Annotated in this window: 23 protein-coding genes; 8 read left to right on the top strand and 15 right to left on the bottom strand. The window is 64.1% G+C overall.

All coding sequences use genetic code 11. The annotated features are described in order from the left end of the window. Positions 1–37 precede the first annotated feature (37 nt). The gene (locus NGM29_RS14995; protein ID WP_254157203.1) at positions 38–946 is read right to left on the bottom strand and encodes a cell division protein CdpA domain-containing protein; all 909 of its coding nucleotides are present in this window, start codon (positions 944–946) and stop codon (positions 38–40) included. A 120-nt stretch (positions 947–1,066) separates the two neighbouring features. Beyond that, positions 1,067–1,459, bottom strand: a complete 393-nt coding sequence (locus NGM29_RS15000) for a YlbF/YmcA family competence regulator (protein WP_254157205.1) — start codon at positions 1,457–1,459, stop codon at positions 1,067–1,069. Positions 1,460–1,556: 97 nt separating this feature from the next. Here NGM29_RS15000 and dph2 point away from each other — a divergent pair, with 97 nt between their 5' ends. From dph2 to NGM29_RS15020, 4 genes are all read left to right on the top strand, one after another. Next, positions 1,557–2,606: a diphthamide biosynthesis enzyme Dph2 gene (gene dph2 / locus NGM29_RS15005; protein WP_254157207.1), complete on the top strand. Its 1,050-nt coding sequence runs from the start codon at positions 1,557–1,559 to the stop codon at positions 2,604–2,606. A 158-nt stretch (positions 2,607–2,764) separates the two neighbouring features. Next, positions 2,765–3,607, top strand: a complete 843-nt coding sequence (locus NGM29_RS15010) for an MBL fold metallo-hydrolase (protein WP_254157208.1) — start codon at positions 2,765–2,767, stop codon at positions 3,605–3,607. Positions 3,608–3,679: 72 nt separating this feature from the next. After that, positions 3,680–5,464: a coiled-coil domain-containing protein gene (locus tag NGM29_RS15015; RefSeq protein WP_254157209.1), complete on the top strand. Its 1,785-nt coding sequence runs from the start codon at positions 3,680–3,682 to the stop codon at positions 5,462–5,464. Between the two features lie 219 nt (positions 5,465–5,683). Continuing rightward, a complete protein-coding gene (locus NGM29_RS15020) occupies positions 5,684–6,613 on the top strand; it encodes a phosphoribosyltransferase HisG-related protein (RefSeq protein WP_254157210.1) in 930 nt (309 codons plus the stop codon). Positions 6,614–6,655: 42 nt separating this feature from the next. Here NGM29_RS15020 and NGM29_RS15025 read toward each other — a convergent pair whose 3' ends face one another. The 3 genes from NGM29_RS15025 to NGM29_RS15035 form a co-directional block, all read right to left on the bottom strand. Next, positions 6,656–7,366 carry a polysaccharide deacetylase family protein gene (locus tag NGM29_RS15025; RefSeq protein WP_254157211.1) on the bottom strand — a complete coding sequence of 237 codons (711 nt, stop codon included), beginning with the start codon at positions 7,364–7,366 and terminating at the stop codon, positions 6,656–6,658. Beyond that, positions 7,359–8,486 (bottom strand): methionyl-tRNA formyltransferase, encoded by a 1,128-nt coding sequence (locus NGM29_RS15030; RefSeq protein WP_254157212.1) that lies wholly within the window; start codon positions 8,484–8,486, stop codon positions 7,359–7,361. The genes NGM29_RS15025 and NGM29_RS15030 overlap by 8 nt, the downstream gene beginning before the upstream one ends. 320 nt (positions 8,487–8,806) lie before the next feature. Then, positions 8,807–9,205, bottom strand: a complete 399-nt coding sequence (locus NGM29_RS15035; protein ID WP_254157213.1) for a universal stress protein — start codon at positions 9,203–9,205, stop codon at positions 8,807–8,809. A 1,909-nt stretch (positions 9,206–11,114) separates the two neighbouring features. Here NGM29_RS15035 and NGM29_RS15040 point away from each other — a divergent pair. Next, positions 11,115–11,507 carry a DUF5805 domain-containing protein gene (locus NGM29_RS15040; RefSeq protein ID WP_254157214.1) on the top strand — a complete coding sequence of 131 codons (393 nt, stop codon included), beginning with the start codon at positions 11,115–11,117 and terminating at the stop codon, positions 11,505–11,507. Continuing rightward, positions 11,497–12,537: a tyrosine-type recombinase/integrase gene (locus tag NGM29_RS15045; RefSeq protein WP_254157216.1), complete on the top strand. Its 1,041-nt coding sequence runs from the start codon at positions 11,497–11,499 to the stop codon at positions 12,535–12,537. Before NGM29_RS15040 ends, NGM29_RS15045 begins: the two co-directional genes overlap by 11 nt. Positions 12,538–12,659: 122 nt before the next feature. On the opposite strand, the gene NGM29_RS15050 is transcribed toward NGM29_RS15045, so the two are convergent. Together NGM29_RS15050 and NGM29_RS15055 are read right to left on the bottom strand one after the other, a co-directional pair. Further along, positions 12,660–14,045 (bottom strand): glycerate kinase type-2 family protein, encoded by a 1,386-nt coding sequence (locus NGM29_RS15050; protein ID WP_254157218.1) that lies wholly within the window; start codon positions 14,043–14,045, stop codon positions 12,660–12,662. Between the two features lie 239 nt (positions 14,046–14,284). Beyond that, a complete protein-coding gene (locus NGM29_RS15055; RefSeq protein WP_254157220.1) occupies positions 14,285–15,229 on the bottom strand; it encodes an alpha/beta hydrolase in 945 nt (314 codons plus the stop codon). A gap of 25 nt (positions 15,230–15,254) precedes the next feature. On the opposite strand from NGM29_RS15055, the gene kynU reads away from it, so the two are divergent. Next, positions 15,255–16,589: a kynureninase gene (kynU, locus tag NGM29_RS15060; RefSeq protein WP_254157222.1), complete on the top strand. Its 1,335-nt coding sequence runs from the start codon at positions 15,255–15,257 to the stop codon at positions 16,587–16,589. Positions 16,590–16,625: 36 nt separating this feature from the next. Here kynU and NGM29_RS15065 read toward each other — a convergent pair whose 3' ends face one another. The 7 genes from NGM29_RS15065 to NGM29_RS15095 form a co-directional block, all read right to left on the bottom strand. After that, complete coding sequence (locus NGM29_RS15065; protein WP_254157224.1) at positions 16,626–18,365, bottom strand: PH domain-containing protein; 1,740 nt, start codon at positions 18,363–18,365, stop codon at positions 16,626–16,628. Beyond that, positions 18,362–18,850, bottom strand: coding sequence for a PH domain-containing protein (locus tag NGM29_RS15070; protein WP_254157226.1), 489 nt, complete (start codon positions 18,848–18,850; stop codon positions 18,362–18,364). Before NGM29_RS15070 ends, NGM29_RS15065 begins: the two co-directional genes overlap by 4 nt. A 123-nt stretch (positions 18,851–18,973) precedes the next feature. Then, positions 18,974–19,207: a transcriptional regulator gene (locus NGM29_RS15075; protein ID WP_253436729.1), complete on the bottom strand. Its 234-nt coding sequence runs from the start codon at positions 19,205–19,207 to the stop codon at positions 18,974–18,976. A 234-nt stretch (positions 19,208–19,441) separates the two neighbouring features. Then, entirely contained in the window at positions 19,442–20,848 is a 1,407-nt protein-coding gene (locus NGM29_RS15080) for a class II fumarate hydratase (RefSeq protein ID WP_254157228.1), read from the bottom strand. Between the two features lie 20 nt (positions 20,849–20,868). Then, positions 20,869–22,581, bottom strand: coding sequence for a PH domain-containing protein (locus tag NGM29_RS15085; protein WP_254157230.1), 1,713 nt, complete (start codon positions 22,579–22,581; stop codon positions 20,869–20,871). Next, positions 22,578–23,039: a PH domain-containing protein gene (locus NGM29_RS15090; RefSeq protein WP_254157232.1), complete on the bottom strand. Its 462-nt coding sequence runs from the start codon at positions 23,037–23,039 to the stop codon at positions 22,578–22,580. The genes NGM29_RS15085 and NGM29_RS15090 overlap by 4 nt, the downstream gene beginning before the upstream one ends. 197 nt (positions 23,040–23,236) lie before the next feature. Further along, positions 23,237–23,494, bottom strand: a complete 258-nt coding sequence (locus NGM29_RS15095; RefSeq protein ID WP_254160583.1) for a BolA family protein — start codon at positions 23,492–23,494, stop codon at positions 23,237–23,239. Between the two features lie 202 nt (positions 23,495–23,696). On the opposite strand from NGM29_RS15095, the gene NGM29_RS15100 reads away from it, so the two are divergent. Then, on the top strand, positions 23,697–24,188 hold the full coding sequence (locus NGM29_RS15100; protein ID WP_254157234.1) for a DUF7523 family protein: 492 nt from the start codon (positions 23,697–23,699) through the stop codon (positions 24,186–24,188). A gap of 10 nt (positions 24,189–24,198) precedes the next feature. Here NGM29_RS15100 and NGM29_RS15105 read toward each other — a convergent pair whose 3' ends face one another. Then, positions 24,199–25,344 carry an inorganic phosphate transporter gene (locus NGM29_RS15105; RefSeq protein ID WP_254157236.1) on the bottom strand — a complete coding sequence of 382 codons (1,146 nt, stop codon included), beginning with the start codon at positions 25,342–25,344 and terminating at the stop codon, positions 24,199–24,201. Between the last annotated feature and the right edge of the window lie 111 nt (positions 25,345–25,455).

Genomic DNA, 25,455 nt, shown 5'->3' on the forward strand with positions numbered 1-25,455 from the left:
GATATTATAAACTCGGATTACTCCACTCGCCAGCGCGTTAATTACGATTTACCAGCGAACGCAAGCGCTCGAGCAGCCCCGAGAACGGGTTCGCGATGCGACGACCCCCGGCCTCTTCGGCGGCCTGTTCCTTGCGTCGCTGTTCGCGCAGTTCCTTGAGTTTCTGGGTCTGGTCGTCGACCGACGACTCCGAGACGGCGGTCTTCTTCTCCCCACCTTTGAGTCCCTTGAGGCCCGCGACCTGCGTGTCGACGCCGCTCGAGCGGGTCGTCTTCGTCGCCATGTTCGTGTCCAGGTTCTCGCTGTCGAACTCGTGGTCCGAAAAGGTCAGTCGCTTGTGCTCGGACTTCTCGACGCCACCCCAGGAGAGTTCGACGCCCTCCATCGCGGCGTCGATGTCGTCTCGAATTTCCTCGTCGGAGTAGGTGAGTTCCTCGCCGTCGTCGTCCGTTTTCACGTCGTCGACGGCTCGGGCCATCTCGAGGTAGTGCGCGATCAGCGCCGCCCCCGTCGAGGCGGTGACGCCGGCGAGTCCGACGGCGTAGACCGCGACGATCTGGGCGGTGTAATCGTTCCCGTACCCGTTCCAGTGATCGGGGTAGGCGTACAGGAATCCACCGACGGCCACGACCGTGACGGCGAGCCCGGCGATCGAGGTGTACAGGACCCGTCGTTCCGACGGGAGCAAGACCACGATCCCTAGCATCAGGACGGGAAGCGAGACCATCGCGACGGAGTACGCCGGCTGTACCCACGCGAGGTGCGCCGGGGAGCGAGGCTCGAGCGTGCTACTCCACAGGTAGATGAGTAGCGCGACGATCGCGAATCCGATACCACCGAGAAACAGTCCGAACCCGACGTACACATCGGTCCGGTCGTCCGGTTCGCCGATGTAGCGCCGGTAGAGGTCGAACAGGTACCCATCTGCAGGGTCTTCGGCTGCCATTGACCTCCATTTACCCTCCAGTATTATGACTGTTGGGACGAAAAATACTCGCTTCGTTTGCGATTGGTTCGAGCTGAACGCGAGTGACCAGAACGGTGGTTCAGGTCGATGGGACGCCGCTCAGTCGTGACAACAGCCGCCAGCCTCGCCGCCGAAGTCGACCGCGAGCGGGTCCGAAATCGCCCGGTTGATCGACTCGAGGCGCGCCGTCAGGTCGCCCTTCGCCTCGAGGAAGTCGGCCATCGGTTCCATCGCGTGCAGTTCCTCCTGAGTCTCCTGGAGGTGTTGCAGGTCCTCCTGGGAGGCCGTCCCCGTCTGACGGGCCATCATGAACTCCTGGCGTACGCGCTCGAACTCGTCGATCTTCGCCTGGACCTCTTCGTCCGCTTCGACGGCGCGCTGGGCCTCTTCGAAGGCCTCGTACTCGGGCAGGGTCGTGATAGCTTCGCCGAGTTCTTCGCCGAGGGATTCGACGTCGGTCTCGGTCGGGTCGGGGGCGGTTTCGACGCTCATGAACCCAGGTTGGGACGCGGGCCGTTTGTATGTGCCGGATCAGTCGTCGGCGCCGCAAACCCGCGTCGTTTTACGTCCGCGTCCGCAATATCGTCCAATGAGCCAGGAGTCGGAGTACAGCGAGGGTGACCTCCGGAACACGGGTATGTCCCTCAAACACGATCGGGAATGGGACTACGAACTCGAGCGAATCGTCGAGGCCGTTGAGGAGAAGGACGCAAAGAAGATTGGGTTGCAGTTTCCCGAGGGATTGAAACGCCGCGGCCCGAAGGTGGCCGATGACCTCCGGGAACTGGTCCCCGAGGACGTGACGATCATGCTCTCGGGCCAGCCCTGCTACGGCGCCTGCGATCTGGACACCTACCTGATGAAACGCACCGACGTGTTCGTCCACTTCGGCCACTCGCCGATGAAGGACACGGACAAGGTGATCTACGTCCCGCTGTTCTCGAACGTCGAGGTGACCCCGATCATCGAGGAAGCCCTCGAGACGCTCGAGCCGGCCGAGGAGACGCCGGAAGTCGGGCTCGTCACCACCGCCCAGCACATGAACCGGTTCGAGGAGATGCGCGATTTCCTCGAGGATCGGGGCTACGACGTGAAGACGCGTCGCGGCGACGACCGCCTGACCCACGAGGGACAGGTGCTAGGGTGCAACTACGCCAGCGCGGACGTGCCCGCCGACCAGGTGCTCTACGTCGGCGGCGGCAAGTTCCACCCGCTCGGCCTGGCGATGGAACACCCAGACAAGCATGTCGTCATCGCCGACCCCGTCAACAACGTCGTCACCGTCGCTGACACGGAGAAGTTCATGAAACAGCGCTACGGCGCCGTCCACCGCGCAATGGACGCCGAGAAGTGGGGCGTCATCTTCTGTACCAAAATCGGGCAGGGCCGCTGGGAGAAGGCCCAGGAGATCCTCGAGGACAACGACGACGCCTACCTCATCACGATGGACGAGGTCACCCCCGACCGCCTGCGCAACTTCGACATGGACGCGTTCGTCAACACCGGCTGTCCCCGAATCACGACCGACGACGGTCCCCGCTTCCACAAGCCGATGCTCACCCCCGGCGAGTACGAGATCGCCGTCGGGAACGAACCCCTCGAGAACCTCGAGTTCGACACGTTTCACGGGACCTGGTGAGCACAGACGCAACCGATTCGACTTTACTATATCTACTATAGCATTCCCCATAAATTCTATAGTATCTCTGACAGCTGCCAGTGCTCGAGAGAACCCAGAATTTTGCGAGTGAAAATCGAACGACAACACTTACCCACCGTCCTCACACAGACTTGAGTATGGCAACGAGCGACTGGGGAGACTGGCTCCCGAACGCGATCGAATCGGCCGACCCAGACGGGGTCGCGCTCTGGTACTTGGGCTGTAACGGCTTCGTCCTGAAGGGACGCGAGGGGACGACCATCTACGTCGATCCCTACGTCGGCCTGGGCGACCCGCCACGGACGGTACGGATGGTTCCAGTGCCCTTCGACCCCGAGGACGTCGACCACGCCGACGCCGTCCTGGTCACCCACGAACACACCGACCACGTCCACGGGCCGAGTCAGGCACCGATCCTGGCGAACTCGAGCGCCACACTGTACGGCCCCGACGACAGCCTCGCGGTCGCGCGCGAAGACGAAGCTTGGCCCGACAACTGGGACGTGACGGACGACCAGTTCGCGGAAGTGACGGAGGGAGACACCATCGAGGTCGGCGAGTTCACGGTCCACGTCGAGCCGGCCAACGACCCCGACGCGACCCATCCCGTGAGTTACGTGATCGAACACAAGACGGGCACGGTGTTCCACGGCGGCGACACCAAACCCCCCGAGGACGATTCGTTCGAGCGCATCGGCGAGGCGTACGACCTCGACCTCGGCATCCTCGCGTTCGGCACGGTCGGCACCATCCCCGACAAGGAGACGGGCGAACCAAAACGTACGCGATGGTACAACGACGAGAATCAGATTATCGAGTGCGCCGAGGCACTACAACTCGAGACCCTGCTCCCCAGTCACTGGGACATGTGGAAGGGGCTAACCGCTGACCCGAAAGTGCTCCACCACCACGCCCGGAGTTTCGATCACCCCGAGCGACTCGAGGTCGTCGAGATCGGCGATCGGGTCGATCTCACCTGAGGAAGAACGCGTCCGGTCGCCCCGAACGAACGCCCGTTCGTTTTAAGGTAATGCTGAATTAACGTTGCTCGCATGAGTGAAACCGCGGATGGTGAGAAAGTGGTCGAGGTGACCGACAGTGGGATAACGGTGCGAAAGTCGTTCACCGCAGACGAGTTCCCCGTGCCGGCCGTCCGGTTCGAATTCGAGTCGACGCGAGACGAACCGGCGACGGTCCGACTCTCCGAGGACATTCCCGAATCATTTCCGATGGACAGCGTCGGCTTCCACCCGGAGTACCACAGCGAAAACTGGACGGCGTTCCAGGACAACCACGTCGAGTTCTCCGGCGTCGTCTCGCCCGACGACCCGCTGGTCACGGTCTACGGAGTCCGCCTCGACGAGGAGACGGATCAGACCGACTTTCTGACCGAACCGACGATCGAGGGTGTGTCCTCGGACGAGGACGGGGACGAGGATGAGGAGCTGGAGGACGAAACCGAGGCGGACGACGAGGCGGCTGGCCACCTCGACGAGACGATGATCGACGACATCATCGCCGACGACAGCAACCAGGTGGTCAAGGATATGCTGTCGGGGGAGGCCGACAGCGTACCGGGCCTCGAGGACGACGCGGATGGTGTGGACGATGGAGACGATGAGGAGTCGAGCGAAGTAGAGGACAAATCCGCGGAAGCGACTGCAGAAGCCGCGAACGAGGACGAAGCCGTAGAAGCCGAAGACGACGAGCCCACAGTAGCTGAAAACGAGGACGAGTCGATCGACCTCGACTTCGATGAATCGGAAAGCGAGGACACGGCCTCTGACGACGCTGGCGACGCTGACGAAGACACCGGCGGCTTCCTCGACGAGGACAAGGGACTCGACCTCGACCTTGGCGACGTCGACACCGACCCGACCCCCGTCGACGCGGACGAAGGAGACGACGAGGACGCCCCCGACATCGACCTCGGATTCGACGGTGAGGAACTGCCAGATCCCGCAGACGAGGCCGAAGCGGAAGACGACGACGCGCCGACGATCGAACTCGACCTCGAGGCGGCGGCCACTGAGGCAGACGACGCGGAGGACGCGGTAGACGACACCGAAGCAGACGCCGACACCGAAGACGCCGAGGCAGAGAAACTGGACCTCGAGGATCCCACCGACGGCCAAACGGACGGCGATACGGACGAGGATGAGGACGCAGACGAAACCGACGTAACCGACGACCAAACCCCAGACGCGGTGACCGACGAACAGTCACCCCCAGCCGACGCCGCGTCCATCGGCGCGGCCCTCGCCGCAGAACTCCGCTCCGGTGAACTCGCCGAGGACGACCGCGAGGCGATCCGGTTGGCCCTGGACGTAGATGTCGACTCAGAACCACCAGAGGCCACCCTCTCGGGAAGCGACGCCGCGAAGATCGAGCACCTCCAGTCCCGGGTCGAAGAACTCGCCGCCTACACCGGCGCCCTCGAGGAGTTCCTCGACGAGAACGGAACCGGCGAACAGCTCATCACCGAGTTCACGGAACTGGTCGACTCGTTCGAGGCCGACCTCGAGGCGGTCAGCAAGACGGTCGAAACCGTCGACGAACGTACCGAGAACCTCGAGGCCGAACTCGCTGACACCGATTCGGCAGTCGACAACCTCGAGGCCGATCTGGAGGACGCCGAGGACGATCTGGAGCGCGTCGAAGGTGACCTCGAGGAGGTCGAAAGTGATCTGCAGGAAGGTATCGACGACGTCGAATCGTCGGTCGGGGACGTCCAGTCCGACGTCGAGACCCTCAAGGAGGACCTCGAGGAGGTTCGAGACGAGGTCACTGACATTACGGAGTGGCGAAACCAGCTGGGTTCGATGTTCTCGGAGTAGGCCGTTTCGTTCCGTCGGTTGTTCTGTTCTGCCGATCGTTCTGTTCTGCCGGTCGCTCCGTGCTTTTGTTTCGATCCGAGTTCCGGTTGGCGCCACGGACACCACGCCGGCCACGATCACCGCAGACACCATCGTCGACACAGCCGCCACGGACACCACAAGCACGACAATCTCACCTGAAACGCAACCGGTTTAGCCGCCCGTCTCACAGCTACGTCAATGGGCGAGCGTATTCCACTCGCGATACCGCGAAAGGGTCGACCGCTCGAGTCGGTCCTCGACCTGCTGGCGCGTCGACTCGACGTGGCGGATCTCGCGGACGACGTCATCACGACGCTTCGACACGAGAAGGCCGTGACCAAGGGCTCCGTCGAGCCCGACGAACCCGACGTCTACCATCGCCTCGCCACCTACAGCGCCGTCGACGATCCGATGGCCCCCGAGTACACCCTCCTCCGGGACGACCGGGCCGGCAAGCCCCGGCGAATCGTCTTCGATAGCGTCACGATCCCGCTCGAGGGCGTCGACGGCGTCTCCGGAGGAACAGAACTCGTCCTCGTCGGCCGCGAGGAACCGTTTCGCGCACTCCGAACCCACGAGTTCGCGCTCGGGTTCGACAGCGCCGACCTCATTCTCGAGGAGGTCGTCGACCTGCGTTCGGACCCTCTCGAGCGCATCGCCGACATCAACGCGCGGATCGATCCAGCGAACACCGACGTCCAGGTCGTTTCGGGCCTCGGCGACACCGTCTACCACACGCTGATGGCGACGCCCGACGCGGCGCCCTCGGGCGAGCAGATCGATCGGGACTTCCTGCGAGACTACGCAGGGCCGCTGTGTATCACCCCACGCTACGAACGGCTGGTTCGGGCCGTCCTCGGCACCGATAGCCTCGAGAACGTTCGGTTTCAGTACCCCGACGAGGGCGTCGAGGAGGAGCGTGCCATCGCCGAGGCGGGCGTCGGCGTCTACCTGACCGTCACCGGGTCGACCGCCAGAGACCACGGGTTGGTGCTGGGCGAGCAACTGTTCCCCAGCGAGACGGTGTTGATGGAGAACGCGGCCGAAATTTCCCCAGAGGTGGCCACCGTACGGTCGCTACTCGCGGGTGACGACACGGAGACCGAACTCGAGGTCGCCCTCTCGTAGTCGCAACACCTCACCGGACCACCGGGTACACCACGCCAACCCTCAAACGCCGAGTCCGTCCAGGTACGAGTCGACGTGCGCGCGCTGTCTCGTCGCGATTTCGGTGACAATGTCGGCCATCCGTCTGGGAGATTCACCCCACAATCCTGGATGGACCAGCAGTTGCATCCGCTCCGGTCGTCCCTCCGGGAACGGCGGTTCTGCGCGCCACTTCTGGCTCGAGTCCGACCGGTAGTTGATCTCCGAGAAGTACGCCGGCTGGTAGGTGTTCTCGAATCCGTCGAAATCGACGTCGAGCACCCACTCGGGCGGGCGGTGAAACGAAACGACGTCGACGTGGCGGTTGAGAATCGTCCCCAGCACGTCGCACTCGGCGCGCACCTGCGTTCGGAGTTCGTCGTCGCTCGGTCGGTCGTCCCAGTAGTGGTGAGTGTTGAAGTGGACCGCCACGTCGTGACCCAGCGCCTGGATCTCCGCCAGGGCCTTCGATCGGTCGACCTCGAGCAGGTTGTAAATCGGCGTCGTCACAAGCACGCAGTAGGTCGACGAGATGTCGAGCGCGGCCTCGAGCCGCGCCATCCGGAGGGCTAGCTCCGGGGAGAGGTCGACGTCGTGGCGCAGGATCACCTCGTCGCGGTCGAGGGGGCGGCCGAAATCCACGAAGGAGACGCCGTCCTCGAGCAACGTCCGAAGGAGGTGTTCGTACTCATCGAGCGTGTACTCGAGGCGCTCGAGCGTCGAGAGTTCAGGCATCGGTGGCACCCGGAGCAGAATCTGAAGCCGTATTCGAACCCGAATCCGACCCCGAACTCGAGAGGTTTTCGTGGTGACCGGGCCGATCCACACGATCCGGTTCGCCACGAGACTCGAACCGGCCACCCGCGACCGGTTCCCAACCTGAGTTCGAATCCACTTCCCACTCGCGGACGAGTAGGGTTCCGTCACCGGTCGCGACGACGAACTCGTCCGTCCAGAAGACTTCGACGATCGTTCCGGGCGGAGCCGACTTCGCGAGGTCCGACGAGAACGGAATGGCGTCCCAGATCATGACCTGCTCGAGTCGGTTACGGGAGGCGTCGTCGTTGCTGGTCGCGTCGGTGTTCGCATCGCCGCCAACGTTGCCGTCGCCGTCGACGTAGGTGAACGCACCCGGGTAGGGATCGGCTACCGCCCGAACGAGGTTGTACAGTTCTCGAGTGCCGTTCGCCCAGTGCATCTCCCCGTCCTCGGGAGTGCGCTTCGGATAGTACGTCGGCTCCCCGGTCTGCGGTTCGAAGGGCCGCTCGCCCTCGAGAATCGGCTCGACGACTTCCAGGAGCATCGCCTCGAGACACATCGAGACCTTGTAGTACAGCGTCTCGATGGTGTCGAACTCGGTGACGTCGAACTTTCTGGTCGTCACCACGTCCCCGGAGTCGGCGCCGGGGTCCAGTCGAATCACCGAGAGAAGGAACCGGTCGCGGTCCTCGATGAGCGACCAGTTGAGCGGCGAGCGACCGCGGCCCTTCGGCAGGCCGAACGCGCTGCCGTGGTTCCCGAGCGCACCGTGGGTCGCCGTCTCCAGGATCGATTCCGGGATCAGTCGCTGCCAACCGTTGACGATCAGGATGTCGGGGTCGATGGTCCGGAAGTGATCCAGGTCGGCCGCGTCGGTCATCGAGTACGTCCGCGGGTGGTACACCTCGAGGTCGTGGGCCTCAGCGATTGGGCCGAGGGACGCGTAGCCAGAGACGGCGTTCGTCTCGGCCATCTCGGGGTCGATCGTCACGACCGAGTCGATGGGCAGGCCGTGCTCGAGGAGGGCTTCGAGAACGTTCCGACCGGGTGCGGTACACCCGACGTAGACGATCGAGTGCTCGCTGTCGGCGGTCATGTCCGCAGTGAAGACAGACGGCCACATTGTTAGATGCCGATTTCCACCACGTGGGCGATGCCTTCCTCGATCGCGTCGACCCGCCGATCAGCAACTCGAGTTCGATCGCTTTCGCGGTGCTACGACGAGAGGGTAAGGACATCCTCCTCGAGACATTTCACACTCGTCACGGCGATCGGGATCGTCAACCTCTTTTCTGGCCGTATCACCCAAAATCGACGCCACAGCGTGGCGCCTGCTCGAGCAATTGGTGTCCGCAGAGCGTAGTAACGTCGAGGGAATCGCCAATCGTGCTCGAGTTGCACGATCCCAGAAGACAATCAGGCGTCCCGTTCACTGCACAGCAAGACAGACCGGTTCGTGTTGAGAAATACGCCCTGAGCCACGCTGCCGAACAGTGCCTTTCCGGCCGGCGACCGTTTTCGACCGGCGATCGTAATGACGTCCGCGTCGTGCTCGTCCGCGGCGTCGAGAATTTCGTCGACGGGATCCCCACTTCGGCCCTCGACCTCGACGTCGAATCCGGCGGCCTCGAGCACCGCCTTCGCTCGACGGACGGCGCCGAGCTGTGTGACAGACGCCCCTTCGGGGTTATTGGTGAAGATGTGGACGACTCGGACTCGGGTCGACGCCGACTCGAGTTCGAGATCGACGATGGACTCCGCCTGTGCGACCGCCCTGTCCTCGTCTCGATCGACTGCCAGCAGAATCGTGGACATAGGTGGACAGTCACGACGCGGTGACAAATAGGTACGGTCGAGTGGCACCTGGCCGGAACGAGATCAGTCCGTGACCCGGACGAAACGACTCGAGAAACCGACTCCGGCTATCGCGGTGGCCACGCCGTCTAGCGATATTCCTGGCGATACTCGAGATCACGTCTTCCTTCTCAGCGGCGCCGATTCGGTATATCGTTATGGAGTTTATGCGTCGCACGACAGTCTCGGCCAGACAGGATTTAATGACACTTCACCAAGACAAATTTCGCTATTTTCATCAATTCATCCCAGTTTCGACGAGATCAGGCGAAGATACCGAGGTGACCGAACCTTGGTGTATTTCCGGCTCAGCTGTGCGTGGCTGAGGCAGGAAATTGGCCGAAAGGTCTGGTACGAGGGGCAATCGAGCGCGTGAACCGGGCGATACGGTCACGTATCCATGGATATTCATGGACGTCGTTACAGGATGTACGTCGACCGCTCTCGTCACCAGTACCGAAGCTATCGTGAGACGAACGGCTGTCAGGTCGGACGAAATCGCCAGTAGCTGGACGCAACACACCGCTGGGACAATCTGGGCTTAGGGGGCGTAACCGTGACGTCGAACACCCTCACGGGTCGCGTGAGCGGTTCTCTTCCCTACGAGAAGATGCCTTCGAGATCCCTGGCTGGCCCGCTCTCACCCGTACACTGACGTCCGCACGCACTGATCTGGAGTGGATCCAGATTCGAAAGGCTCGAGGCGACCTGGCCGAGTCGAAGGAATGCGACCCCTCTCGACGACCAGGACGCACTAACCCAATCAACAAAAACCTGCCCAGGTCACTCGAGCGGTCGATCAGAGTTGGCTTCAACTGCGCACTCCTCGAGCGGTTCAGTTGCAGTTCAGTTGCGATGAACGGCGAGTGTAGGGAGTGTCGAGAGTACAGCGACACGAAGTATATCCAGGAGTCCAATGAAACTCGTTATCGAATACGGGGCGAATTCCCGTCCCGGACAGTCGCTATTCTCGCTCCAGCCAAACGAAGGCTTCCCAACACTGCTATGGCGTTGTCAGTACTGCCTCAGTGTCGCAATCGGCCCCAGACGGTGTCTCTCGTGGAGCGAATGTACCCTCCGATCCCCCCCCCCCCCCTGACCAAAACCCCGGTGAAACCCCTCTAGAACGGTATCAGCCGACTCTCCATCCTGCAGAACGAGTCGTTTCCGGTCTTCGGATGAGCTCGGACCGATAGCGTCCTGGTCGCGATACACAATCCGGGTTTGTGGGTTCCGTTCCGTCCCTCCCTCAGACGCTCGAGTCCGCTCGGTGGATAAACACTGCCCACCCGATACCGGAGTAATGTGCGTGCTACGGCCGGTCTCCGGTATGGCTGATATACGGTTCTAGCCCGGCGTATTCGCGAAAGCGACTTGCCCCGCCGTTGCTCGCTACCAAGAGATGGATCCCTGGCAATGTCAGACGAACGCATTCATCGACGCTCTTGAGCTAACGTCTGAACGCCATTCGACCGTCGTTCGATCGCTCGACTGGAGCGGTCGTCGCTACCGAGCTCCGTTGCTCGATAGCCGTCGTATCATATATAAGAAAGATGGTAGAATCCTGCTTCGGATAATCAGAGATACGGGACGTAAACGACACGAACTCTGAAGAAAGCGTCCTCAGTTCAGTTTCGTTATGCACAACTCACCAGGCTAGTCCTCGAACGCAGTGCCGATCGGGTAGATTTTAATCTCGAGCCACGTACCTATTCCAGCTATCATATAATCTCAACTAGTAGCCTATAGGGCCACCAAATATAGAATAGCATACTCAAATATAGGCGAAAATCGGGTATTCATGTTTAGATAAGGTCTCTTATCTCGAGTAACAGCTAGATTAATTATCCTCGAGTACGGACCGTCGTTCATGAGTGACGATCCGAGTTCCGAGACTGTCGTCGTCAGAACTTACGTCCCCAGATACCAGAAAGAGAACTGGACCGCCCACGCCGACGAACTCGACATGAGCCAGAGCGAGTATGTAAGGAGTATGGTACAAGCCGGCCGGAAGGGATTCGAGTCGCCGACAGAGCAACCCCGTTCTCCGGATGCTACCCCTGGGGGTAGCGGCCTCGAAACACAGGTCCTCGAGTTGCTTCGTTCCGGCACCTATTCGTGGGAAGAATTGCTTGAGGCGGTGAGCGACGACATCGAGTCTCAACTCGACGAGACGCTCGAGCGCCTCCAGGCAACGAACCAGGTTCGATACAGCGGTCGCCACGGCGGATACACCCTGAGCGGTGATATCGATGGCAACTGACCGAGCGAGCGAGCCAGCCACGATCGAGGAGCCAGTTTCCTACTTCCTCGAGGAGCAACGTTATCACGGCAAGAGCGAGCGGACAGTCGAGGCCTACGAGCGCGTTCTCGGGCAGTTCGAGGCGTTCGTCGAGGACGAGAGCGGCGTCTCGCCTGCAAACGCGACCCGACGGGAGTGTATGGCCTGGGTGCACTCCCTGCGCGGCCGTCTCGAGCCGAGTACGATCGCCACCTACGCCTCCTACGTCCACCGGTTTTACGACTACATGACCCGCGTCGACGCCTTCGAGGGGAATCCGATGACGCTGGTCGTCGAGGAGATGAACGAATCGATCGACACGAACCCAACCAGACGTGAGATCTCGATCCCCGAAATGCAGTCGTTCGTCGGGGACCTCGCACACCCTCTCGAGCGTGCCGTGGTCGTCACTCTCCTCAAGACGGGAATGCGTGTCGGCGAGCTCTGTAACCTGGATCTACGCGATCTGCACGCAGACATCGAGGCGGTCGATCTCGAGTGGACTCCGCGAGTTCAACTCGAGGCCCGTCCCGATTCGCTGTACGTCGACGAGAAACCCGTCCGCGGCGTGGTCGTCAACGGAGAGGAACGGACGGCGTCGAATAAGCGCAAGCGCGGAACCGTTATCCCGGTCGATTCGGAGCTACAGGCGGTTCTGACGGCGTGGCTGGCGATTCGACCCGACGCGCGGTCGACGGCCGAACCGCTCTTCCTGGACACCGGCGATAGCTGGGGACGGCGCCTCGAGCCCTCGGACGTGCGCTATATCGTCGAGGAACACGCTCGCGACCGAGGCTGGTATCGTACCGGCGGCGGTGCAAGCGAGAACGTGACGCCCCACTACTTCCGTCACTTCTTCACGACTCACCTTCGCGATCGGACGGGTGATCGTGGAGTCGTCAAGTACCTGCGGGGGGACGTCGCGAGCGACGTGATCGACACGTATACCCACGACTGGGGTGATCAGGTCCGAACGGTGTACGAATCGAACATCTACTCGCTGGGAGTCTGAACGAGCGATTTTCGGAATTTCGAGTTGTGAATTGAGCAGTAATTGTTGTATTATTGTCCATAATGCCCGATCCACACCGGACAAATAAATCGTATACCGCTATATCGAATTCGGTCCAGTTTTTACCGATTGGCGATGCCCCGTTCGACGACGAGGGCTCGAAGATCGTTGACGTTCGTTCCGGTCGCTCCCATCCGAACCAGCGCGTTCGCCGCCTCAAGCGCCGGATAGGCGTCGTTTCGCTCGAGCGCCCGTCGTGCTTTCAGCGGATCGAGCGGTCCGTCCAGAGAGACGGTTCCCTGGTCGACGATGGCTCCCGCCGCGTCCGTCGTACCGTCGATGCCGTCGGTGTCGACGCTGGCGACGACCGCCGGGACCTCGAGTTCGAGCGCGCCACCGAGAACGAACTCCTGGTTCGGTCCGCCTCGTCCGTGGTCCTCCGCGAGCGTGACGGTCGTTTCCCCGCCCGAGAGGACGACGGCCGGTGGCTCGGCCGGCGTCCCCGTGCGGGCGATTTCCTCGGCAATGGCGACCTGCGTTTTCGCAGCCTCGCGTGCTTCGCCCCGCACGGACGAGGAGAGCACGAGTGGCGCGTAGCCACGGTCGACGGCGACCTCGCGGGCTGCCTCGAGCGCCGTGGTCGCGCTAGCGACGACGTGGCAGTCGACGTCGTCGAACGCCGGGTCGTCGTCGACCGGCGTCTCTCGTTCGTTTCCGTCGGCACCGCGTCGAAGATGCTCGAGGACCGGCTCAGGAGCGGTGATTCCGTAGCGCTCGAGCACGTCGAGCGCGTCAGCGAAGGTCGTCTCGTCGGGCGAGAGCGGCCCGCTGGCGATCACGCTCGGGTCGTCTCCGGCGACGTCGCTGACGAGCAGGCCGACGACGGTCGCGGGATCCGCGACACGGGCGAGGTTCCCGCCCTTGAGCCTCGAGAGGTGTTTGCGGACGGCGTTGAACTCGTCGATGGACGCGCCGCTCGCGAGCAGTGCCTCGGTGGTCTTCCGGAGGGCCTCGAGCGAAATGTTCTCGGCGGGTGCCGGAAGGAGAGCGCTCCCGCCACCGGTGAGACAGCCGAGGACGAGGTCGTCCGGACCGGCGTCGGCGGCCCGTTCGAGGACCGCGTTCGTCCCTTCGACCCCGCGTTCGGAGGGCACGGGGTGATCGCCGGGCATAACGTCGATCCGGTCGGTTTCGACGGGGTCGTCGGTGACCACGACGCCGTCGTCGATTCGATCCCCTAGCAAAGCCTCGAGCGCCGCGGCCACGTGGCCCGCCGCGTTTCCGCCACCGAGAACGACGACGTCGCCGTACGTCTCGAGGTCGTACGTTCGTGACGGGCCGGCGACCGGAGTGACGGTGAGGTGCTCGCCCTCGAGCGTGAGCGCGTCGAATACGACCCGTCGCGGGTGGGCCGCGTCAATACCCGCGATCAGACAGTCCAGGGCGACCGTTCGCGGCTCGCTCGAGGCGAGCGCGTCGTAGTCCTCGATGGAAACACGCGAGGTCATCCCGAAACCGCCCTCTCGAGTCGCTGTCGCAAATCGGTCGTCGGGTGTTCGTGCATACGAGCGTGTTCGGGACGGTCGCCTAAAGCGTTGGACGTCGAACCACCGTCGTGCACCGTTCTACTCGTGAACACGCGTGCTCCCTCGAATTCTTCCCTGAGTTGATACTATACTATCTATAGCTAGCGGGGCCGAACTCGGCTGATCAGCAGGACGGCGTGGGTGCTGCCATCAAAAGCGACTCAGAACGCAGACCGGATTCGGTCAGTGAGTTTCTCCATCGCTTCGGCCGACCGCTCGACCTCGTCGGCCAGACTCAACGCACCGTGGGGCAACGACGGGTAATGGTGATGGCTCACGGGCACGCCCGCATCCTCGAGCGCCTCGACGTAGGCGATTCCTTCGTCCCGAAGCGGGTCGTGACCACAGGTGACGACAGTAGTGGGCGGAAGCCCATCGAAGGAGGGTGCCCGGAGGACCGACGCATAGGGGTTCACACCGTCGACCGGGTGGCGGAGGTACTGGTCCCAGAACCAGCGCATGTCTGCGCGGGTGAGCAGCGGGCCGTCCGCGTTCTCCGCGTACGAGGGCGTGTCGAACGCGTGGTCGGTGATCGGATAGCAGAGCACCTGCTGGGCCAGCACGTCGGCTCCTTCCCGAGCGTCCCACTGGGCGACCGCGGTCGCGAGGTTGGCCCCCGCGCTCGAGCCACAGACCCCAATCCGATCCGGGTCGCCGCCGACGGCCGCCGCGTGCTCGTGGACCCACTCGAGGGCGGCGATGGCGTCCTCGAGCGGGGCCGGAAACGGGTGTTCGGGGGCGAGGCGATAGTCGACCGAGACGACCAGCGACTCCGTCTCTGCGGCGAACGCCCGACAGAGGTCGTCGGCGGAATCGAGCGTGCCGAGCGTCCAGCCGCCGCCGTGGTAGAAGACGAGGACCGGGAGGTCGTGAGCCTCGAACGGGCGATAGACGCGAATCGGAATCTCGCTTGCCGCGTCGGCTCCGGGAATCGCGGTGTCTGTCACCTCGGGGAGCGAAATCGTCGGGTCGCCGCCAAAGACGTCGTCCTCGAGTCGGCGGGCCGCCTCGACCGAGAGGGCGTGCCACGGCCGAAGCGATTGGTAGGTCGGCTCCTCGAGCAGCGTCGCGACCTGCGGGTCGAGATCTGTCCGTTGGGCGTCCATACCGGCCCCTTGCCGCGGCACAAAGATGAATGGGGGTGGCCGCGAAGGGGAGGACATGAGCGACCCCGAGGGCGGATCCGGACCGGATAGCGACCGGGAGTTCGACGCCAGCGAATCGACAGCCCGCGAACTCGACGCGAGCGATCCGCTCGCGGGCTTCCGCGACCGCTTCGACGTACCCGATACCTGCTACCTGGACGGCAACTCGCTCGGCCCGGCGAGCGACGAGGCCGTCGCCGCCCTCGAGCACGTCGTCGAAGAGTGGCGCACCCTCGGAGTGCGCGGCTGGACCGAGGGCGACCCGCCGTGGTTCTGGTACGGCGAGCGCCTTGGGGACCGACTGGCGCCGATGGTCGGCGCGAATCCCGACGAGGTCGTCGTCGGTAACTCCACGACGGTCAACATCCACACGCTGATTGGGACCTTCCTCGAGGCGGCCGACGGCGACACCGTCGTGGTCAACGAACTCGACTTTCCGACCGACCACTACGCCATCGCCTCCCAGCTTCGAGCGCACAGACTGGACCCCGACGAGCACCTCGTTCGCGTCGAGAGCGAGGACGGCCGAACCATCGACGAAGACGCGATTCGTGCGGCCGTCGACGACGAGACGGCCATCGTCTTCTTCCCCTCGGTACTCTACCGGAGCGGCCAGTTGTTCGACCTCGAGGCGCTCACCGAGATTGCCCACGAGCACGACGCGTTCGCGGGATTCGACCTGGCACACTCGGTCGGCGCAATGACCCACGACCTCTCGGGAATCGGCGCGGACTTCGCCGTCTGGTGTCACTACAAGTACTGCAATGCCGGGCCCGGCGCGGTCGCCGGCCTCTACGTCAATGAACGCCACTTCGGGACGCGTCCTGGACTCGCCGGCTGGTGGGGCCACGAGAAGGAGACCCAGTTCGACCTGAACCTCGAGTACACGCCCGCCACGTCGGCCGGCGCCTGGCAGATCGGGACGATTCCGATCTTTTCGGCCGCGCCGCTCGACGGGGCGCTGTCGATCCTGGAGGAGGCCGGACTCGAGGCAATCAGGCGAAAGTCGGTCGCGCTCACCGAGTATCTCGTCGAACTCACCGACGAAAGCCTGAGCGAGTACGGCGTCGACGTCGGCACCCCTCGCGATGCCGACCGCCGCGGCGGCCACGTCGCTCTCGAGCACGAACAGGCCTACGCGCTCGGGGCGGCCCTCCGAGAGCGCGGATACGTCGTCGACGTCCGTCCGCCGAACGTGGTTCGAGTGTGCCCTGCACCCCTGTATATGGGCTATCACGATGTCTGGACTTTCGTGGACGTAGTGGAGACGTTGTTCGAGGAGAATTTGCTCGAGGCGGCCGATCCTGACGCCGTGACCTGAGTGATGTGATGGTTCTCGACGTGGTTCGGCCGCCTCTCAGTCACTGGCCGACCCACCACTTTCGTGAGACCGAACTCGTCGTTGCTCTTGTAACCGCTCCTCGAGCGTCCACTGGACCTCGAGCGCCCGCTCGGCGTCGATGTCGTGGGCCGTCGCCGACCGTCCGAGGAGAGTCGCCGAACTGGCCGTGTCCGCCGTCACGCTCGCGAGGCGACGCCGCCGCTGGAACACCGTCTGTGCGTTCAGCACGGACTGCACCCGGTAGGCGGGGACGATCTTGGTCGAGCGCCGCCAGAAGCCGGTTCGGGCGTAAAAGTACGCCTCGCCCACTCGATAGCCGCGATTGCGCCACTTCAGGTGGGCGGCGAGCGGGACGAGGAAGAGCAGTGGCGCGAACGCGTACCAGTCGCGCACGATTTCGGTTCGGGAGGCCAGGACGTAGCCGGCGGCGAGCACCACGGTGATGACGGCGATGTACCGGACAGCGTAGCGTTCGCGGGCTCTGAGTGGCGGTCGATCGAGTGATGGGAGGTCACTGTCGTTCGATTCGTCGGTTGGCGCGTCTATTGCGTCAGCGGGAGCGTCAACGGCGTCGGGGGCGTCACCGGCGCTAACGGCGTCAGGAGCGTCGAGGGCTGATCCCGTCGAATCGGCTGTCTCGCCCGTTCCGCTAGTCCTGCTCGCCTCCCCCGCCTCGAACGGCTCGATCGACCTGGCGAGCGCGACGACGCGACCGAACTCGGCCAGCGGAATCGCCGACTCGGTCCCGCGGGAATCGGACTGTTCGGGACCGTAGCCGGCGGTCTCGACCGCCAGGGAGGCGTAGCCGAACCACCGGTAGGGGACGGACTCGGTGATCGTGAGCGTCTGGACTTTCTCGAGCGGGATAGTCCCACTGTAGCGCTGGACGAGGCCCCGTTCGTAGTAGAGTTCGTCGCCGACTCGCGTCAGCCGGAAGCCGTAGTAGCGCGTCAGCGTGAGGAGCGCGCTCAGAATCCAGGCCGCGAGCAAGAAGAGGAACCCCGCCCAGAGAATGGCCACCAGTCCCGTCCCGGGGAGGTCGCTCTCGAGGAGGTCGATGGGGACGAGCGTCGTCGGGTCGAACCCGCTAGCGAACGAGAGGATGAGTCCCCCGAGGAGGCTCGCGCCGGGGTCGATCGTGAAGACGCTGAGGATGGCGAGTTCCTTCGGTTTGATTCGAAAGAGGGTCCGTTCGGCGTCCGCATCTCGAGCGCCAGCGACCCCGTCACCGGGTTCTCGAGGCGCGCGGCCAGCGTCCGTCTCTGCGGTCGTCGGCTCTCCGCTGTCGGCGTCTCCGAGCTCCGCCTCGGCTTCGGCCTCGGCACCCGTTCGGAGACGACGAGTGAGCGCTCGAGCCTCCGCCTCGTCGACGTACCGGAGCGTGATTTCAGTCCGGCTCCCGCCAGCCGTCTCCACGTGGACCGCCGCGATGCCGAACAGACGGTGCAGCGCCGTCTGGCGAACGTCGACGTTCTGGACCCGGTGGAGGGGGACCTCGCGGTCGCGTCGCGAGACGACCCCCGAGACGACGTCGAACGTGTCGTCGGTGACGGCGTACCGAAACCGCTCGTAGTAGGCCAGTTCGTAGAGGACGCCGACGAGGATCCCACCCAGGACGAACACGCCGACGACGAAGAGGTTCGCTCCGACCTCGCCCGGAGACGTGACGAGGCCGACGACGAAGAAGAAAAAGCCGAGGTTGAGACTCCGCGAGAGTGAACGGACGATCACCGACGACGGGTGGAGGCGCTTCATACGGCGTCTTCACCGTTGGTTTCGATCGTGAGCTCGCGGAGCCGTTCCTGTAACGCCTCGGCCCGGTCGGGCGTGAGGCCGGGAATCGCCACGTCGGCGTTCCTGGATCCCGCCGTGTAGACCACGAGCGTCCCGAGTCCGAGGGCTCGCTCGAGCGGCGACCGCCTGGAGTCGACGTGCTGGACGCGAACGTAGGGAACCACGGTCTTGATTCGGGTGAAGACGCCGCGCTCGATGTACAGCGACTGGTCGCGGAGCGTGAAGCCGAACACGGCGTACCGGCGCCAGGCGACGGCGGTCCGGACGAGGGAGACGAGGATGACGAGGACGACGGTTCCGAGGAGAATCCGATCCGTGCCGATCGCCAGCACCTCGCGAGCCTGTAACGCCACCAGGAGGCCCCCCAGGACGGTGCCCAGGATCACGGTTCGAACGACGGCGGCGACGATCCAGACCCAGCGAATCCTCGGCTCGAGTCGTTCCATCGGGTCGGGATTCGACGGACAGCCCGATAAAGCGTCTGACAGCGGGCAGAAATTGAGAGTTGTGGCCGCAACGATTGGAGAGCCAGCCAGTCAGAAGGGCAGTGGAGTGGTCGATTCAGTCGATCAGTGGGTTGCCTTGCGAATCGCGTCGATTTCGTAGAGGTCCTCGTGGAGTCCCTCGCCGTCACAGTCCTCCGTCGGGCACGCGTAGTGCCAGCCGTCTCGAGTCGCGTCGCGTTCCCGGAATCGCTCCCCACAGACTTGACAGTATAGTTGCCCTTTCTCACATGAGTCCCGGTGAATCTCGAGGGCGAGCGACGTCTGGAACGACTGGTTGCAGTTGCGACAGGTGTGCATACTAGAAGTGACGCGAACCCAGGCCAAAAATTACGTGGGTTCGTTTATTTCACCGTATTCGCCGCCGATTGGGGTACTCTCGGTCGATTTTGGCAACGCGTTCGAGAAAAAATGAGCGTCACGATACGACGAACGTGACGTTGATCTATCAGTCTCGATTACAGGTCCCCTCGCTCTCGTGAGGGTAATTCGCGGTGGAAAAACCCCGCTCGAAGTGTGTCGAGAACCTGTTAGTTACTCGTCGCCGAGGATGCCACGTTCGGTCATCTTCCGCGGGTCGAGCACCTCGTCGGCCTCGTCCTCGGTGAGGTAGCCCTTCTCGAGGGCGACCTCCCGAACCGTCTTGTCCTCCTTGAGTGCCGTCTTCGCGACCTCGCTGGCCTTGTCGTAACCGATGTGGACATTGAGCGAGGTCGCCAGCGCCATCGACTGCTCGACCTGCGCCTCGCAGTACTCCCGGTTGGCCTCGAGTTTGCGGACGAAGCGGTCAGCGAACACCGTGCTCGCGTTCGAGAGGAGTTCGGCGGACTCGAGGAAGTTGTGCGCCAGGACGGGCTTGTAGAGGTTGAGGTCGATCTGACCCTCGGCGGCGCCGGCGGCGACGGCGGCGTCGTTGCCGACGACTTGCTTGTGGACCTGGTTGACCGCCTCGGCGACGACCGGGTTGATCTTGCCGGGCATGATGGACGACCCGGGCTGGTTCTCGGGCTGTTCGATCTCGCCGAGGCCGTTTCGCGGGCCGGACGCGAGCAATCGGAGGTCGTTCGCGATCTTGTTGAGCGACCCCGCGACGACGCGAAGCGCGCCGTGGGCCTCCGACATGGCGTCGTGGGCGGCCTGCGCCTCAAAGTGGTCGTCGGCCTCGCGGAACTGGACGCCGGTCTCTTTGGTTATGTACTCGGCGGCGCGCCCGGGGAACTCGGGATGGGTGTTCAGCCCCGTCCCGACCGCGGTCCCGCCGAGGGCGAGTTCCGCGAGGTGCTCGCGGGTCTTGTCGACGCGGGCGAGTCCCTTCGCGACCTGGGTTCGGTAGCCGCCGAACTCTTGGCCGAGGGTCACGGGTGTGGCGTCCTGAAGGTGCGTCCGTCCGGTCTTGACGACGTCGTCGAACTCCTCTTCTTTCGCCTCGAGCGCCTGGCGAAGCGTGTCGAGCGCGGGGATGACGTCCTTCTCGACGGCCTCGAGCGCGGCGACGTGCATCGCCGTCGGGATCACGTCGTTGCTCGACTGGCCGAAGTTGACGTGGTCGTTCGGGTGGACGACGCGGTCGCCGATTTCCGAACCCATAATCTCGGCAGCACGGTTGGCGATGACCTCGTTGGCGTTCATGTTCGACGAGGTCCCTGAACCTGTCTGGAACACGTCGACGGGGAACTGGTCGTCCAGTTCCCCGTCGATGACCTCGTCTGCCGCCTCGACGATGGCGTCGGCGACGTCGTCGTCGATCAACTCGAGATCGCGGTTGGCCTGGGCCGCGGCCTTTTTGACGACGCCGAGGGCGCGAACGAACCGGCGGCCGAACGTGATCCCCGAGATGGGGAAGTTCTCGACCGCGCGCTGAGTCTGTGCGCCCCAGTAGGCGTCGGCCGGGACCTGCATCTCGCCGAGACTGTCCTGCTCCGTGCGAAATTCGTCTCCCATACCCTAGCGGTTCGCGGGTGTCAGGTAAAATCCACCGAAAACCGCGGCCCCTCGTCCGTCGCCTCGCGGCGCTCGCGCAGGGCGGTCTGTAACCGTTTTCGACCCGTCGACGCGACGATACGGCCGTCCTCGAGGTCGACGTCGTAGATGGTCGGCGTCTTCCAGACGAACGTCTGAGAGCTGGCCGTGTCGACGACGACCGAGGTCAGCCCGAGTCGACGCTGGAAGATCGACCGGCGATTCGAGACGGTCTGGATCCGGTAGTAGGGAATTACGGTCGTTCGCCGTCGCCAGAAGCCCCGGCGAATCACGAGGTGATCGTCACCGACGGAGTAGCCGAGGTTGACGTATCGGATGTGGGCTGCTGGGGGTACCGCGAGGAAGACGGCCACCGAGAGATACCAGTACTCCGTCCCGAAGCCGGTCAGGCTCGAGATCCCGAACGCGACCCCCACGAGAACCGCCGCGACGAGCGCGTAGCGCACGAAGTAGCGCCGGCGGGCGACTGCCGGCGGCGACTCGAATCGCGGGGGTTCGGTGCCCGTGAGGTTCTCCGCGAACGTCTGGACGCGCTCGACCCTCGCCAGCGGGACGGCGGACGTGCTCCCGCCGCTCGAGTCCGGGCCGTAGCCGGCGGTTTCGACCCAGAGGCCGGCGTAGCCGAGCGCCCGCTGGAGCGGATTGTCGGTGATCGTCACCGACTGGACTTTCTCGGACGGGACCGAGCCGCTGTAGCGCTGGAGCAGGCCGCGTTCATAGACGAAGTCGTCGCCGGCCCGGCCGAGTCGGAAGTCGTAGTAGGTGGCGAAGGTGTAGGCGACGCTGACGGCGTAGGTGACGACGACGCCGTTGATCGCCGAGGCGAGCCCCAGGGCGACGTACCCCGAGGGCGTCGCGTCCGTGAACGAGGCCGGGCCGCCGAACGGTTGGGCCGTCGCGAGCAACAGCGCCTCGACCTGGCTGGTGAAGAAGAACGCGAGCGCGAGGACACTGGCGGCCGCCGCCGGGCGAACCGTCGTGAACGCGTAGAGCAACAACTCTCGGGCATCGAGTGCGAACAGTAGCGTCGGTTGGTCGTCCTCGAACGGTGCCTCTGTCCCGGTCTCCGTCCTCGTAGTCGCGGACTCGAGGCCCGAATCCGTGAGGGCCGAGGCCTGGCCGCTCCAGGGGTGATCGCGCTCGCTCTCACGCTCGTGCTGGTCGGTTTCGTCCGGTGCGGTCGTGGGGCGTGTCGCTGGAGCGGATGTATCGGTGTCGGCCTCGGCTTCGTCGGGTCGACGCGCGGTTCGTCGCCGAATCTCGCGCTGCAGGCGCTTCGCTTCGTCCTCGCCGACGAAGTCGAGTGCCGCTTCCGTCTCGCCGCCGCCGGCGGTTTCGATCGAGACGACCGCGAGACCCGCCACGCGGTGGAACACGCCCTGACGAACGTCGACGTTCTGGATGCGCCGGTAGGGGATCTCTCGAGCGCGCCGGGAGAAGACGCCGGAGGCGACGTCGACCGTGTCGTCGGTGAGCCCGTACTCGAACCGGTAGTAGTACGCGAGGCCGTAACCGGCGCCGACGAGCAGCCCGATGGGTGCGAGATACAGGGCCCAGGTGACGGAGACGGCGTCGAAGACGGCGCTCAGCACGCTCACGAGGAAGAACGGCATCGAGAGGCCGACGACGGCCGACCGGAGCGTGGTCGTGACCGCGCTCAACGGGTGGAGGCGATGGGTACTCGAGTCCGTCATACGGCGTCGTCGGCCTCGCTCTCGACGGCCAGTTCCCGGAGTGTGTCCTGGAGCCGGCGAGCGCGTTCAGGGGTGAGTCCCGGGACCCGCACGTCGGCGTTTCGCGAGCCGGCCGTGTAGACCACGACGCTCGAGAGGCCCAGTGCGCGCTCGACGGGGCCGAACTGCGTGTCGACGTGCTGGACGCGAACGAACGGGACGGCCGTCTCGACGAACGTCACGACGCCCCGCTCGAGGTAGAGGGCGTCCTCCTGAAGGTCGAAGTGCCAGCGCCCGTAGAGCACGACTGCGTAGACGATGCCGAGAACGAGTGCGAGAGCGACGACGGTGACCGTCACGGCGACCGGTATTTGGACCAGCCACTGGTCGATGGCGCTGACGGCGACGCCGAGGAGGACAGCCAGCAGCACCCACCGAGCGATCCACACCAGGCGAATGCGCGGATGCAACGATTCCATAGCCAAATCCTCTCAGGAGAGTCGGATAAACGTGCGGATTGGTGGCGCGTTCGGTCGTCGATACGTTGCGGTCGAGCGTTCTGGCGGCAGGTCGTTGCGGTCGAGCGTTTTGGCGGCAGGTCGTTGCGGTCGAGCGTCCGGTTCGGGTCGTCCGACCTCGAGTCATCGTCGAGCGCTCAACCAGCACCGACGTGCGCTCAGTCGTCGACGCGCTCGGCGTACTCCGCGGGCGTGTACGTCGACAACTCGAGGGCGTGGATGTCGGTCGTCATGTGGCCCTCGAGGGCGTCATAGACGCGCTGGTGTTGCTGAACGAGGGGCAGACCCTCGAACGCCGGCGAGACGACCGTCGCCGCCAGGTGATCGTCGTCGTGGTCGCCGCGGGCACGGCCGACGGTCACGTCGGCGTCCTCGAGTTCGGATTCGATGAGAGATTCGACGGCTTCGGGTTCCATGTCCGGTTCATCGTCCGAAGTGCCCAAAAGCGCCCCGGTCTCGTCGTCTCCGTCACCGTCTCCGTTGGCGCCGTCTCCGCCATCGTCCCCGTTACCGTCCTCTCCGTCACCATCCCCATTGACGCCGTCTTCGCCACCATCCTCGGCGCCGTCGTCGCCATCGGCCGGCGCGTTTATACTGGTCGCCTCCACACCGCCGAACATGTCACTCGCAGCCGAGACGCGACGGGCAGTCGACGCCCACCCGTTTCTCCACACCGCGCTCCGTGCAGACGTGGTCAACTATACCGCTGCCGCCCGCTTCCTCGCGGTGGACGATGAAACCGACGCGGTCGCGACGGCGCTCAGGCGTTACGGCGACGAACTCGAGGCGCTCGGTCCGAGCGACCGATCCGTCCGCGTCCGGATGCAAAGCGGCGTCGGGCCAGTCGACGATAACGGCGAAGCGCTCCTGGCGGTCGGTTCAACTGTCTTCGGCACTGGTGCCGACTCGAGTGCGTACACGGCTATCGTCGCGACAGGCGAAGTGGATGCTCGAGCGGTTTCGACGGCGCTCGCGTCGCTGAGCATCGCAGGTATCGAGGTGGTCGCCGCCGGATTTGAGGCCGAAACGCTGGTCGTCGCGGTCGAGCGTCTCGACGGGGCGAACGCCGTTCGTGCGGTCGAGGGTGCCCTGGAGACGGCGCTCAAGTAGCCGCTTTCACTCAGTACACCGGTGCGACTGAGAAGACGGCGTAGGCGCCGACGGTCGCGACGACCGGGATCACGTGCTGGAGTGTGAGCACGCGGGCGCTCTCGAACGGGTCGAACTCGAGTTCGGATTCGGACGAGTCGTCCTTCGACGCGATGGTTCCCCTGACCTCGGCAGGGTCGAGCCCGCCATCGCCGACGGGGCCGCGTTTTCGGCCGCCGGAATCGTCGTCAACGCGGAGCGTTCGACTCCATCCGAGTCCCGCGATGGAGACCGTCGCGACGATCACGAAACTGGCGGGAATACCCAGCAGCGAGAGTGTGATGATGATGGCCGCACTGACCGTCGACGCGACGAGCGCGGCAGGGAGCGGAAGTTTGACGATATCGTTGCCCAGCGTCTCGAGGGTTCGTCGAGCGATCGTCAGCGCACCGAGAGCAACGGCGATCGATCCCAGAACGATGCCGACTGGCATGTCGAGTACGTCACCGCCGATCAGCGGCGCGACGATGTTCGCGATGTTGGAGGTACCGGAACTGAACGCCATGAGACAGCCGACGACGACCACCACGCCCCCGGCCAGCAATTCGTCGCGCTGGCTCGAGGTGACAGTCATCGAGGGAATCGTACCCGAACGGTCCACGGCGAACAGCGGTTCGTTCGAACTCGACTCCGAGATCCAGTCGTCGAACCGTTGGTAGTAGAAGTACCCGATGGCAACCGAGACAGCGAACCCAGCAATCGGGGCGATGGTCCACCAGAAGACGATCTCGCGCATCGTCGCCCACTGCAGTTCGCCGCTGGCCATGCCGAGGCCGGCGATCGCTCCGACGGTGGTCATCGAGGTCGAGGCCGGAACTCCGGTCCGGTTGCCGGCGAACAGCACGATGCCGATGAGCCCGAGAATGACGATGCTCGACTCGAGCGTGAAGAGCGACGAATCGTTGAGTAGTTGCTGTCCGAGCGTGTCGACGACGCGACGGCCGATCGTCGCCGCACCGAGGCCGAAGAAGACGGCCATCAGCCCCCCGGCGACGACCTTCGGTACCAGCGACGCTCCGACGGCTGGACCGAACGCCGGCGCCGTCGTCGAGCCCCCGATGTTGAACCCGACGAAGACGGCGATGAGAATAGTAAAAATCAGCAGTAGCTCGGGCATTGTCTCAACGTTTCGAAATCCGCAGATAACGTTTCGCCCAAAATAGCTTGGGGTGGAGAGCACGGAACGCAATCCATCGGGCGGTCGAGTGAGTCCGTGTCGACGGTCGAC

This window comes from Natronosalvus rutilus (assembly GCF_024204665.1).
GTDB classification, from domain to species: domain Archaea; phylum Halobacteriota; class Halobacteria; order Halobacteriales; family Natrialbaceae; genus Natronosalvus; species Natronosalvus rutilus.